Annotated in this window: 11 protein-coding genes; 7 read left to right on the forward strand and 4 right to left on the reverse strand. The window is 75.0% G+C overall.

Annotated features, from left to right (window positions below; all coding sequences use genetic code 11):
- Positions 1 to 139: 139 nt before the first annotated feature.
- The 3 genes from ACFW2G_RS24025 to ACFW2G_RS24035 all read left to right on the forward strand — a co-directional run bounded on the left by ACFW2G_RS24025 (position 140) and on the right by ACFW2G_RS24035 (position 3,639).
- Positions 140 to 922, forward strand: a complete 783-nt coding sequence (locus tag ACFW2G_RS24025; RefSeq protein ID WP_384584264.1) for a hypothetical protein — start codon at positions 140 to 142, stop codon at positions 920 to 922.
- 88 nt (positions 923 to 1,010) lie between these two features.
- Positions 1,011 to 2,597: a cytochrome P450 gene (locus ACFW2G_RS24030; protein WP_384453308.1), complete on the forward strand. Its 1,587-nt coding sequence runs from the start codon at positions 1,011 to 1,013 to the stop codon at positions 2,595 to 2,597.
- Positions 2,598 to 2,676: 79 nt separating this feature from the next.
- A complete protein-coding gene (locus tag ACFW2G_RS24035) occupies positions 2,677 to 3,639 on the forward strand; it encodes a hypothetical protein (protein ID WP_384453305.1) in 963 nt (320 codons plus the stop codon).
- A 7-nt stretch (positions 3,640 to 3,646) separates the two neighbouring features.
- On the opposite strand, the gene ACFW2G_RS24040 is transcribed toward ACFW2G_RS24035, so the two are convergent.
- Positions 3,647 to 4,141, reverse strand: coding sequence for a gluconokinase (locus tag ACFW2G_RS24040; RefSeq protein WP_384584307.1), 495 nt, complete (start codon positions 4,139 to 4,141; stop codon positions 3,647 to 3,649).
- A gap of 158 nt (positions 4,142 to 4,299) precedes the next feature.
- Between ACFW2G_RS24040 and ACFW2G_RS24045 the strand changes: the two genes are divergently transcribed.
- Positions 4,300 to 5,022 (forward strand): FadR/GntR family transcriptional regulator, encoded by a 723-nt coding sequence (locus ACFW2G_RS24045; RefSeq protein ID WP_384453302.1) that lies wholly within the window; start codon positions 4,300 to 4,302, stop codon positions 5,020 to 5,022.
- A 150-nt stretch (positions 5,023 to 5,172) separates the two neighbouring features.
- On the forward strand, positions 5,173 to 5,520 hold the full coding sequence (locus ACFW2G_RS24050) for a hypothetical protein (protein ID WP_037917277.1): 348 nt from the start codon (positions 5,173 to 5,175) through the stop codon (positions 5,518 to 5,520).
- 133 nt (positions 5,521 to 5,653) lie between these two features.
- Here the strand turns inward: ACFW2G_RS24050 and ACFW2G_RS24055 are convergent, their stop codons facing one another.
- Positions 5,654 to 6,040, reverse strand: a complete 387-nt coding sequence (locus tag ACFW2G_RS24055) for a VOC family protein (RefSeq protein WP_037917279.1) — start codon at positions 6,038 to 6,040, stop codon at positions 5,654 to 5,656.
- Between the two features lie 7 nt (positions 6,041 to 6,047).
- Positions 6,048 to 7,961, reverse strand: a complete 1,914-nt coding sequence (locus ACFW2G_RS24060) for an ABC transporter ATP-binding protein (RefSeq protein WP_384453299.1) — start codon at positions 7,959 to 7,961, stop codon at positions 6,048 to 6,050.
- Between the two features lie 135 nt (positions 7,962 to 8,096).
- Between ACFW2G_RS24060 and ACFW2G_RS24065 the strand changes: the two genes are divergently transcribed.
- Complete coding sequence (locus ACFW2G_RS24065; RefSeq protein WP_384584261.1) at positions 8,097 to 10,160, forward strand: AMP-binding protein; 2,064 nt, start codon at positions 8,097 to 8,099, stop codon at positions 10,158 to 10,160.
- A gap of 23 nt (positions 10,161 to 10,183) precedes the next feature.
- Here the strand turns inward: ACFW2G_RS24065 and ACFW2G_RS24070 are convergent, their stop codons facing one another.
- A complete protein-coding gene (locus ACFW2G_RS24070; protein ID WP_384584258.1) occupies positions 10,184 to 11,977 on the reverse strand; it encodes a GNAT family N-acetyltransferase in 1,794 nt (597 codons plus the stop codon).
- A 94-nt stretch (positions 11,978 to 12,071) separates the two neighbouring features.
- On the opposite strand from ACFW2G_RS24070, the gene ACFW2G_RS24075 reads away from it, so the two are divergent.
- A complete protein-coding gene (locus tag ACFW2G_RS24075; protein ID WP_037917286.1) occupies positions 12,072 to 12,494 on the forward strand; it encodes a DUF350 domain-containing protein in 423 nt (140 codons plus the stop codon).
- Positions 12,495 to 12,709 lie beyond the last annotated feature (215 nt).

Here is a 12,709-nt window from a genome sequence, read left to right on the forward strand (position 1 = left end):
GCAGGGGCGGGGCGCACACCGACCCCGCCCCTGCACACCAGGTGGGCGCCGCGGCTTTCCGGCCCATTCGAGTGGCGGGACCGGCCGATCCACGCGACCTGCCGCGGGCCCGCGGCCCGGGTCGCTAGCGTGAGCGACCATGACGCTCCTGAGCGACCAGGCAGATGCCGTCCGGGCCCTCGTGGAGTCCGCCGACCCCCGGGCGGTGTGGGCCGTCGGCGGACCCGACGGCCCACACGCCGGTTCGCACGGTGGGGACGAGGTCCTCGACGTCGGCGGCCTCACCGCCGTCCTCGCGCTGTGGCCGGCGGTCGGGGCACTCGTCGAGGATGGTGCGCTGCGCCTGCACACCCCGCTCGCCGCCTACGGGGACGAGGCCGCGGCCGGCACCCCCGCCGGAACCACCGCCCACCACCTGCTCACCCGCCCCGGCGGCACGGCCGCCCTCGTCCGCCTCGTCGAGCACCTCGGCGGCGCCACCCTCGCCGAGCTCGCCTCCGTCCGGGTGTGGAACCCGCTCGGCATGACCCGCACCCGCCTCACCCACGACACCCTGCGCGCACCCCTCGCCGACCTCGCCCTCTTCCTGGGACACCTCCTTCACCCGGGTGCACCAGCAAGCGGGGTGTCCGCCCCGGCCCCCCTCACCCGCGCCTGGACGGCCGAGTCCCTCCGTATCCGCACGGGCGAACTCACTCCCGCCCGCGGACTGCTCTGGCATCCCGCACCGCACGGCGTCTGGACCCACCACGCCGAGACCGACCCGGGCGCGGCCGTCTGGATCTCCCCCCGTCGCCACCGCTGGGCGGTCCTCCTCCCGGCCGTCCGAGGTCCGCTGCGCACCGCCTTCCGCGAAGCCGTCTTCACCCCCGGCGGATCGGCGCGGAGCGGCGGCGCGCCGGGCGGGATCCCCCGGGCGTAGCGCTCGGAGCGCGCGCTCCGCGGGCGCGACGTACGGTGATGCCGATGCCACCGGCCGTTGTCGTCGTTCCCGCCGCGGAGGTACACGGATGCGTACGGTCCAAGGGGCCGCCCTCGACGGGATCAAGGCCCGGGTGCGGGCCTTCGCGGAACGCACCGGGCTGCCGCTGCGGCCCGCTCGGGACCGACCCCGGCCCCACGGCGGACCGGCTGCCCGCGCGCGTTCCGGTCGCACACCCGGCGGCGGAACACCGCTCACGGGCCCCGGCCCGTCGCTCGGCCCGGAGGCTCCCGGCCGCAGGCCGTCCGCCGGGGCGCCGCGGCACAGAGCCTCCGCCGGCCCCGCCGCGCTCCTCGCGCCCGCCGTGTCCTCGGCGGCCGTGACCACCGTGCTCGCCGCGCTGGGAGCCCTGCTCGACGGCACGGGCCGGCCGCGTGCACGCCGCAGGCCGGACGGGGTGCGCGCCTCCGCAGCCGCGCTCCGTGCCCTGCGGGCACGTCACGGGGACGCGCCCGCTCTCGTGCGCACCCGGTCCGGGACGACGGTGCTCGTCCTGCTCGACCCCCGGGACCTGCGCCGCTTCTACGCCGAACCCGCCACCGTCCTCGCTGCCGACCCGCCGCAGAGGTGCCGCGGCCTGAGCACGCACGAGCCCGGCCCCGACGGAGACGGCTCCGGCTGCGTCCGCGGTGGACAGCGCGCCGAGCGGCGACGACTGAACGAGGAGGTACTGGCCGCAGGGCAGCCCGTGCACCCCGCGGCCGGCCCGATCCTCACGACCGTTGCCGATGAGGCCCGGCACCTCACCACCACCGGCACCCTCGAACTCGTCCGCGTCCGGCACGCCGTGAACCGGGCCGCCCGGCGGATCGTCCTCGGCGATCCGGCCGCCGAGGACGACGAACTCGCCGGATGGCTCGCCCAACTGCGCGCCGAGGACAAGCGCCCGCGGGGCGGCCCGAGGCGCACCACGCGATCGGCGCAGGACAGGGCCCGCGCCCGCATCGGGGAGTACCTCCGGCACGCTGACGCCGACACCCTCGCCGGGCGGGCCGCCCGCCTGGCCCGCCCCGGCGATCCCGAAGGCGCCGTCGAGCCGGGTGACGAGGCCCGGCTCTGGCTGCTGGCGATGACGGCGGTGCCCGAAACCCTGCTGCGCACGCTGCTCCTGCTCGGAGCGCACCCCTGGGAGCAGGAGGCGGCCGCGGCCGAAGCGGTGGCCGAGGTCGCCGCCGGCCCGTGCCGGGGTGAACTGCCCAGGCTGCGGGCCTGCGTCCGTGAGTCGCTGCGCCTGTACCCGGTGGTGCCCGACCTGGTCCGCGTCTCCCGTGAAGAGACCGAGTGGCAGGGCGTGCGCCACCCGGCCGGCACCCGGGTGCTGCTGCCCGCCGCCTTCCACCAGCGCGACCCCGAGCGGGTGCCGGCCGCCCACGTCTTCGTCCCCGGTCGCTGGAAGAACCCGGGCGCCGACCGGGACATCCGGATGGCTCCCTTCGGCCACGGCGGCGGCCGCTGCCCGGGCGATCAGCTCGGACTGATGATCACCGCCGCCTTCTGCGCGGAAGTACTGCGCGGCCACCGAGTGACGGGCACCCGGCCGGTCCTGGATCCGGTCGGCCCGCTGCCCGTGACGCTCGATCCGCGCGGCATCAGGCTCGCTCTCACCCGCCGCTGACGACGTCTGCGCGCAGGCTCCCCACCCGCACCGCCCTGCCCAGCACGCCTCCCACCCTGCCGAACCCCACGAGGATCCCATGTCCGACGCCGCGCCCTCCGCGTCCACCGCCCCGGACGCCGACCAGCTCGACGCCCCGTGCCGCGCACTTGCCGAGGCCGCCGACGCGGTCGGCGAGGCCGCCCGCTACGCATCCGGCCTGGCCTTCGGCGCCCGCCTGCCCACGGCGGCACTCACCAGGGGCGGCCGCAGCAGGCGGGGTTGGCGCACCTTGCTGCGGACCCTGACCGACCCGGCGGGCCTCGGCTGGGCGGCGCGCGGCCGGGGCGCGGCCCGCGCCGGGCGGCTCGCGGGCGTGCTGGCCGGCCGGGAGAGCCTCGCCATCAGCATCGCCGTCTGCGGCCTCAAGGCCCGGATCCGGGCGGTGAGCGCGGGCCGTCCCGAGCTCCGCGAGGACCCCGGCACCGCGGCCGTCCTGCGGGCCGTCGAAGCGGGCCGCCAGGGCGAGGCCGTCCGACTGTTCCGCGCCGTCATGCGCGAGCAGGGCGCCGAGCGGGCGTTCGCCCTGCTGGCCCCGTCGTTCGCCGACATCCTCGCCTGGAACGCCCTCACGGACGCCAACCCCTTCAACGACCACGCCGGCTGGCAGGTCGCCACCTGCCGGGCCGAGAAACCCAGGCCGCTCCTCGGACTCGGCGCCGCCCTGTGGGCCTTCTGCGACAGCGGCCCGGGGCTGCCCGTACGGCCCCCGGCGGAGCCGGACCGCGATCGAGGTCCCATCCGGCGCCGTGTCGCGGACCGGCCGCCGCAGCGGCCGCGGCAGCTGCGGCCGGTACCGCGGCCCCCCGGGGGGAGCCTGCGCGACCACGCCGCCGCGCTGCGCGCGCACGCCGTCCGGCTGCGCAGGGCCGCCGCCTGGTCACCGCAGTGGCAGGGGCGGGAGACACAGGCCCTGCGCGCCGAGGTCGAGCACCTCGCGGCCCGCTGCGCGACGGCGGCGGGCGGGCTCGCCCTCGCCGCCGCCCAACTGCAGGAACCGTGACGGTCCCTCAGCTCTCGGTGGGGCAGAGGCGGCCGAGCGCGGCCACGGCCAGCCCGGTGACCTCTTCGGGGGTGCCGGAGACGTCGACCGTGGCGCCGAGCTCGTCGTCCTGGAGCGGCTCCAGCGTGGCGAACTGCGACCCCAGCAGCGTGGTGGGCATGAAGTGGCCCCTGCGCGCCGCCATCCGCGCCTCGATCAGCGGCCGTTCACCGGTGAGGTGCACGAAGACGGCCCGGGGTGCGGTGGTGCGCAGCCGGTCGCGGTAGACGCGCTTGAGGGAGGACGCGGCGATCACGCCGCCGCACATCCCGGCGCGGTTGCGGATCCACTCGCCCACGGCGTCCAGCCAGGGCCACCGGTCCGCGTCGTCCAGTGGGTGGCCGGCCGCCATCTTGGCGACGTTGGCCGCTGGGTGGAAGGCGTCGCCCTCCGCGTAGGGAAGGCCGAGCCGTTCCGCGAGCAGTCGGCCGACGGTCGTCTTGCCCGTGCCGGCCACGCCCATCACCACAATGACGCGCTGGGTGCCCACGTCCACCTCGCCGTCCTCGTCGACATCGGTCCGCCTGGCATCACTGAAGCGCATTAAGTACTACGTATTCAAGCCCTGGGCTGCAAGCATCACATCTTTTACTCGTGAGGTCGTGACCGTACGCTTGCGCCATGACCACCGAAGGCGCCGAAAGCGGGCCCGGACCGGGCCTCCACTCCCGTGTGCTGGACACGATCGGCCGCGCGATCGCCGCGGGGGAGTACCCGCCGGGCAGCGTCCTGCGGACCGACGGGATCGCCGCACGCTTCGACGCGTCCCGCACGGTGGTGCGCGAGGTGGTGCGCGTCCTGGAGTCGCTGCACCTGGTCGAGTCCCGCCGCCGGGTCGGCGTCACAGTGCGGCCGGTCGAGGAGTGGAACGTCTACGACCCGAGGGTGATCCGCTGGCGGCTGGCCGGCCCGGACCGGTCCCGCCAGCTGCGCTCCCTCACCGTGCTGCGCTCCGCGGTCGAGCCGGTCGCGGCCGGGCTCGCCGCGGCCCTGGCCACCCCGCAGCACTGCGCCGACCTCACCGCGGCGGCTCTCGGCATGGTCCGCACCTCGCGCGGCCACCAGCTCGACGCCTATCTGCGGCACGACATCGTGTTCCACCGCGTGCTGCTCAACGCCTCCGGGAACGAGATGTTCGCCCGGCTCGGCGACGTGGTGGCCGAGGTCCTGACGGGGCGGACCGCACACGAGGTGATGTTCCACGACCCGGACCCCGCCGCCGTCACCCTGCACGTCCAGGTGGCCGAGGCGGTGCGCGAGGGCGACGCCGCCCGCGCCGAGGCACTGGCCCGTCGGATCGCCGAGGGCGCCCTGGAAGAACTGGACGTCCTGCTCGCCCCCTGAGCCGGGCCGGCCGCCCCCTCGGACGCCGCCACCTGCCGGTGGAACTCCAGCATTGATCACCGGTACGGCGCTTCGGCGATAATGGCCGCGAACGGCACAAGCAGTGGAGACGCCGGGTCACGCCGTGGTCCGGCAGGAGAGGGAGCCCCGATGGACGTGCAGCACTTCGAGCGGATCACCGCATTCATCGAGGCGCGGCTCACCCCGCTGTTCGACGAGGCGACGGGCAGCGAGCACGGCTTCGCGATGGACGACACCTCCCGTGCGCTGCGCGCGCTGCGCAACTCCGTCCTGGAGGCCTCGGCGGTCAAGGGCCTCATGCCGCAGCGCGAATCCGCCGAGCCGGCCGTGCGCCGCGTCATCGACCAGTCCGTCGAGCACCACTGGGACGTGCTGCGCGGCATCGCCCGCCAGTGGGAGGACCACGCGGACTTCCGCCACGAGTTCAAGCACCACGCCTGGGAGCTCGACCACCGGCACGCGGCCGCGCAGGCCTGACAGCGTCGGACCCCGCGTCGCACGGAACTTGTGCCGTGCGACGCGGCGTCCCCGCCGTGCGACGCGGCGTCCCCGCCGTGCGACGCGGCGTCCCCGCCGTGCGACGCGGCGTCCCCGCCGTGCGGCGCGGACGTCACACGCCGGTGCCCGCCGACGGCCGCGGGGTGGTCTGCTGGACCGCCCAGCCGTTGCCGTCCGGGTCCGAGAAGTAGACGAAGGAGCCCCACGGCAGGTCCTGGACCTCCGTCACCTCGACTCCCCGGCCGCGCAGGTCCTCGTACGCCTCCTCGATGTCGGCCACGACGACCTGCATGTTGTCGAGGGATCCGGGAGTCATCCGGGTGAGGCCCCTGCCGATGGCGATCGAACAGGCCGACCCGGGCGGGGTCAGCTGCACGAACCGGATGTCCTCGCTGACGGTGACGTCGTGGTCGGCGTTGAAACCGATCTTCTCGTAGAAGGCCTTGGCGCGGTCGACATCGGTGACCGGCACGGCGACGAGCTCCAGTTTGATGTCCATCACAGCATCATGCTCCCCGCACCGGTGCAGCGCCGTCCGTCTCCGTGCCCGCGGGCGTGTCCGCCGCGGCGAACTGCGTGCGGTACAGCTCCTCGTACCGGCCGCCCGCCGCCAGCAGAGCGGTGTGCGTGCCCCGTTCCACGATCCGGCCGTCCTCGACCACGAGGATCAGGTCGGCCGCCTGCACCGTCGACAGCCGGTGCGCGATCACCACGGCGGTGCGGCCCGCCAGGGCCTCTCCGAGGGCTTCCTGCACCGCCGCCTCCGAGGTCGAGTCCAGGTGGGCGGTGGCCTCGTCCAGGACCACGACCCGCTGTCGGGCCAGCAACAGCCGGGCGATGGTCAGTCGCTGCCGCTCGCCGCCGGACAGCCGGTAGCCGCGTTCGCCGACCACGGTGTCCAGACCGTCGGGCAGTGAGGCGACCAGGCCGTCCAGCCGGGACCTGCGCAGCGCCTCCCAGATCTCTTCCTCGGTGGCGTCCGGCCGGGCCAGCAACAGGTTGGCCCGGACCGACTCGTGGAAGAGGTGGCCGTCCTGCGTGACCATGCCGAGCGTCTCGCGGATCGAGTCGGCCGTCAGGTCCCGTACGTCGACCCCGCCGAGCCGGACCGCGCCCGCGTCGGCGTCGTAAAGCCGCGGCAGCAGCTGCGCGATGGTCGACTTGCCGGCGCCGGAGGAGCCCACCAGGGCGATCATCTGGCCGGGCTCGGCGCGGAAGGACACCTCGTGCAGCACCTGCGTGCCGCCGCGTACGTCGAGGGCGGCGACCTCCTCCAACGAGGCGAGCGAGACCTTGTCGGCGGCCGGGTAGCCGAAGGAGACCCGGTCGAACTCCACGGTCACGGGCCCCTCCGGCACCCGGCGGGCGTCCGGCCGCTGTGTGATGAGCGGCGTGAGATCGAGGATCTCGAAGACCCGCTCGAAGCTCACCAGCGCGCTCATCACCTCGACGCGGGCACCGGCGAGCGCCGTCAGCGGCGCGTACAGCCGGGTCAGCAACAGCGCGAGGGCGACGACGGAACCGGCGTCCAGACTCCCGCGCAGGGCGTAGTACCCGCCGAGTCCGTAGACGAGCGCCAGGGCGAGGGCCGAGACCAGGGTGAGGGCCGTGATGAACACGGACTGGGCCATCGCCGTGCGGATCCCGATGTCCCGCACCCGGGCCGCCCGGACCGCGAACTCCGCGGACTCGTCGGCGGGCCGCCCGAACAGCTTCACCAGGGTCGCGCCGGGCGCCGAGAACCGCTCGGTCATCTGCGTGCCCATTGCGGCGTTCAGCGCCGAGGCCTCCCGCTGCATGGCGGCCATCCGGGCGCCCATGCGGCGGGCCGGCAGGACGAACACGGGCAGCAGCACCAGCGCCAGCAGGGTGATCTGCCAGGAGATGCCGAGCATCACGGTGAGGGTCAGCAGCAGGGTCACGGTGTTCCCGACCACTCCCGACAGGGTGTTCGCGAAGGCCCGTTGGGCTCCGATGACGTCGTTGTTGAGGCGGCTGACGAGGGCTCCGGTCCGTGTCCGGGTGAAGAAGGCGACGGGCATCCGCTGCACGTGGTCGAAGACCGCGGTCCGCAGGTCCAGGATCAGCCCCTCGCCGAGGGTGGCGGAGAGCCGGCGGGCCAGCAGCCCCAGCCCGGCCTCCGCGACCGCGATCAGTGCGATGAGCAGGGCGAGCCGGGTCACCGTGCCGGTGTCCCGGCCGTCCACGATGGCGGTCACGACCCGGCTGGCGAGCACCGGGGTGGCCACCGCCAGCAGGGCGGTCACCACACTCAGCAGCAGGAAGAGAACGAGCCCGCGGTGGTGCGGGCGGGCGAAGGCGGCCACGCGGCGCAGACCGTCCCGGGAGAGGGGGCGACGGCCCTGCCGGGCGTTGATCGCGCTGTGCAGCGATGTCCAAGCGGTGACTTCCATGTCCATGCACAGCACGCTAGGACCTGAAGCAAAGGTGAGGTCAAGGATTCGGCTCCGGCCCCCCGTCCGGAGCAACTGCGGCCCGCGGAACCTGATTTCGGGCTCTGCTGCGCTGTCGGTACCCGGTGGCATCATCAGTCCATGACGCAGGGATCCGACTCCGTCCGCCACGCCGGGGGAACCACCGGCACCGTCCTGCACCACTTCGAGCGCTGGGCACGGGAGACGCCCGAGGCGCCCGCCCTCATCGCCGCCCCGAAGCACCGGCTCCCCTACGGGGTACTGGACGCCCGGGCCAACCGGCTGGCGCACCATCTGCTCGCCCGCGGTCTGCCGCCCGGCGGTCTCGTCGCCCTCGGCACCACCCGCCACGAGGAGCTCGTCGTCGGCATCCTCGCCGTCCTGAAGGCCGGCGGCTCCTACACCCTCCTCGACGCCGAGACGCCCCGCACCGGCCGGCAGCAGCTCGCCGCACTGCACCACCTGTCGCCGTTCGCGCTGCTCACTCGCGCGCCCCACCGGGCCGCCCTCGACACCGGATCGGGCCTGCGCGCGATCCGGACCGACGACGACGCCGCCGAGATCGCCGCCCGGCCCGGACACGCACCGGACCTCACGCAGGCGGCCGACGGCCTCGCACCGCCGCCCCCCGGCGGCCGCGCGGCCGTCCTGTTCACGGCGAGCACCACACCGCGGCCCGTCGCCGTCGGCCACCCGGTGCTGCTCGCAGCCCACGCGGGCTGGACGGAGCTGGCCCGGCCGACCCCGCAGGACCGCCACCTCATCACCGCCCGCCCGGACGTCACCGCCTTCGCCGCGGGCTGGACCCGGGCCCTGTGCACGGGCGGCGCTCTCGTCGTGCCGCCGGACGCCTCCTGGCGTACGGAGACCCCGGACCAGGTCCGCGCGGCGGTCGAGGCCGAGCAGGTCACGGTGCTGCACACGGACCCCGCCGGAATCGCCGCGCTGGTGATCGACGGGCCCCGGCCCGCCGCCGCCGACCGCAGGAGCGGCCCCCGTCCGCTGCGCTCGCTGCGGCTGGCCACCGTCACCGGCGACCGCCTCCACCTCGACGAACTGGACGCCCTGCACGTCCGGCTGCGCCCGGGCGTACGGATCCTCGACGTCTACGGCCTCACCGAGACCGCCGGAGCGGGCACCTGCTTCGAACTCCCTCACCTGCCCGCCCCCGTCACCGAACCGGAGCGGCTCGCCCTGCTGGGCACCCCCTTCGCGGGATGCCGGGTCGACGTGCGGGACGGGGAGATACACCTCACCCCGCCCGGCGGCGGTGACGCGCTCCCCACCGGCGACCTCGGCGTGCTCCGCCCCGACGGTCTGCTGGAGTACGCCGGCCGGCTCCGGCACCGGATCCCCGTCCAGGGGGGCTCCTTGGACCCCCACCCCGTCGAGGCGGCGATCCGAACCCACCCGGGAATCGGCGGCGCCGTTCTCGCCGGTGTGGACAAGGACGGGGAGCGCCGGCTCGTCGCCTACGTGTCCCCGCCGCCGGGCGACCCGGCCTGGGACGCCTCCGCGCCACTGCCCGAGATCCGCGGCCTGCGCAACCACCTGGCGGGCGTCGTCCGCAAGGAGGAGTCGCCCACCGTCCTCATTCGGCTGCGGGCCCTGCCGCGCAAGCGCGGCGGACAGGAGGACCGTTCGGCCCTGCCGCTGCCCGCACGGCCCGGCTCCGACCGGCCCGCCCTGCACGGCGGCAAGTTCACCCGGGCGGTGGTCCGTCCCGGCGACGTGGACGGCGGCCGCCTCGTCACCGCCGGGTGCCTGACGATCGTCCTCGCCTTCCTCACCCTGGCGCTCACCCCTGCGGTGTGGCCCGGATCCACGGACCTCTCCGCCGTGCCCTACCCGTGGGCGGCCCTCTTCTTCCTCCTCTATGTGGCCGAGAGCGTGGCCTTCGGCGCGGGCCTCGCGTTCCTGTTCACCGGCCACCGCCTGGTCGAACGCCGCGAGCGCGGCCGGTCCCCGGTCCGCATCAGGGCCGTCCACCTCGCCGTGAGCTACCTGCTGCTCGCCTGGTGGCCACAGGACAACGCCTACCGGCTGGCCGCCCGACAGGACTGGCCGCTCCAGGCGCTCCTCGTCTACACCTTCAACATCCCGCTGATGATCGCGGGCATCGTCCTGGCCCTCCACCTGGCCCGCCCGCCCGACTCGCCCTTCGACGTCGAGGACAGGACCTGACCGCCCTCCGTCCGCGACCCCCCTCATGAGGCGGCGTGCGCCGGATCGTCGAACATCGCGCCGACGGCCGCCGCCCCGGAGCGGACCAGGTCCTCGGCCGCGTCCAGGACCTCCAGAGCGTGCGCGGCCACCAGCACCCCCAGCCAGGGCGCCGGTTCGAAGGCCGCGGTCGGGATCGCGGGGACGAACACCGCCCCGATGTCCGCGCATGCCCGGGCCAGGCCCGCACACAGTTCGTCCAGCTGAACCTCGGGCAGCCGAGCCCCGAGCTCCACCCGGTCGACGATCCGTACGAGGTGCCCCGCGCCCCGCAGCGCGTCGAGCCGGGCCGCCACCATGAAGGCGGCCGACGGCCCGGTCAGCCGCAGGTTCGTCTCGGTGGGGGCGAGCCGCCCCGCGGTGCCCGCGACAAAGTCCACGTCGAACCAGCCCCGGTAGCCGGACGCGGCGAGCTCCCGCCCCACCGCCCCGCCGAAGGCGAGGACCGGCTCGCGCGCCCATTCCGGGACCGCTCCGGGGCCCACCGTGGCGCCGCGGTAGGCGCCCGCCGCCGTCACGTCCATCACAGCCGCGCCGACCTCGTGCACCTCGCCGGCCGCGTCCACGAAACCGTCGTAGGTCAGGTCCCGGGCGGCGCCCGGTTCCGCCGGCCCCTCGATGAACTCCTCCACCAGCAGCGGCCCGCGCGGCAGCCGACGCAGGACGGCCCGGGCTCCACCCGCCGCCCGGACCTGCCCGGCGGTGAGCGCCGTGGTGCCCGAACCCCCCACGCCGTGCTCCGATTTCAGCACGGTGCCCATGCCCGCCCGCGCCCGTGCGGCCAGCAGCCGAACCGCCACCCACCGCGTCGCCGCCCGCGCCTGTGCGGGCAGCACGATCCCGGGGTGCCCGCCCTGCGCCAGGATCCGCCCGAACAGAGCGTGCGCCGCGGCCTTCGACTCGTAGCGCAGCTCCGCCGGCTGCCATGCCCGCCCCGTCAGCAGCCCGAACGGCCGGGTCCGCCCCCACGGTACGAGCGGCTCCCCGGCATCCGTCAGCCGTGCGGCCAGCGCCGGCCGGGCCCGTACGGCGTCCACGAGCCCGGGACCCCGCTCCACCAGGCCGTCGTACACCTCGACCCCCGTCCAGTCCAGTTGCCGGCAGACCAGCTCCGTCCAGCCGGCGGGCACCGCCCGGGGCAGCACCAGTGCGGACGGGTAGGGGCTGTAGAAGGCGGCCAGGCAGGAGTAGTGGTGTGCGGCCAACTGCTCGCGGTCCAGCGAGGAGTCGCCGAACTGCGCGTTGAACTCGGCGACGTTGCCCACGTGCACGGCCCGCCCGCCGCCGGTCCAGGCCCGGGCCCAGTCGGCCAGCGGGGCCGGGGCGGCCTCGAACCGCACCAGGGAACCCGGCTGCCCGGTCGCCGCCGGGGCGGATCCGGCCGCGACCGCCACCGCTCCCATCGCCCGGTAGAAGCCCGCCGCGTGCGGGTCCGAGTCGATGACCAGCCTGCGCACCCCCAGGTCCACGGCCCGCCGCAGCACGTCGCGGTAGAGGAGGCGCCCCACGCCCCGCCCGATGGCCGACGGTTCGACGAAGAGCAGCCCCAACCTCGCCAGCGGGGCGGCGCCTTCCAGGGAGGCGAGCCCGAGGACCGCCCCTTGCGGATCCTCGGCGACCACGATCCGGCGCGCGGCCACCTCGTCGGGCCGGATCCGCAGTTCCGGGGCGCAGGCGGCCAGGAATCCACGGTCGTACCCCCAGTGCGCCTTCGACCGCATCACCAGAGCGGTCAGGGCCTCCGCCTCAGCCGCCCGCGCGGCCCTGACCTCTGCCATTCGCCGACCTCCCCATGGTCCGCCGGAAGGGCGTGCGATAGATTCGGCCTCCCCACGGCACGTATTTTCACACCCATCGGAGACGGGCTTCTCAATGAGCGACATCATCAACGGACTTGGCCGCACCGGCGCCTACGGTGCCCTGGGCCTGGTGCTGCTGATTCTCGGCATCGTCCTGGTGGACGTGCTGACGCCCGGGAAGCTCCCGAAGCTGATCTGGGAGGAGCGCAACCGCAATGCGGCCCTCTTCCTCAGCTCGGCCCTCCTTGGTGTCGGCGGCATCGTCTTCACGTCGATCTGGACCACCTACGACGACTTCGGCAAGGGCCTGGCGGCGACGGCGGCCTTCGGCCTCCTCGGTCTGCTCCTGATGGCCGTGGCCTTCCTGGTGCTCGACCTGGTGACGCCGGGCAAGCTCGGCACCATCGTCGTCGATCCGGAGCCCCACCCTGCGGTGTGGGTCTCCGCCGCCTGCAACCTCGCCGTCGCCGCGATCGTCGCCGCCTCGATCGCCTGACGCGGGAGCAGTCGAACGCGCAGAGAGCGCCGCTCCGTCAGGGGAGCGGCGCTCGCTGCGTACCGGTACCGGCACCCCCCGGCCCGGTCTCGCCGCGCGGACACCCTTCCGGTCACAGCACTAGTACTCCAGCAGTACTTCGTGGCTTGACCTGGGGAAACGTCGAGCGGTGGGAGTGTAGCGGGCAGGATGCCGTCACGGACGGCTTCTGCCCG

Source organism: Streptomyces sp. NPDC058880 (assembly GCF_042742535.1).
Classification (GTDB): domain Bacteria; phylum Actinomycetota; class Actinomycetes; order Streptomycetales; family Streptomycetaceae; genus Streptomyces.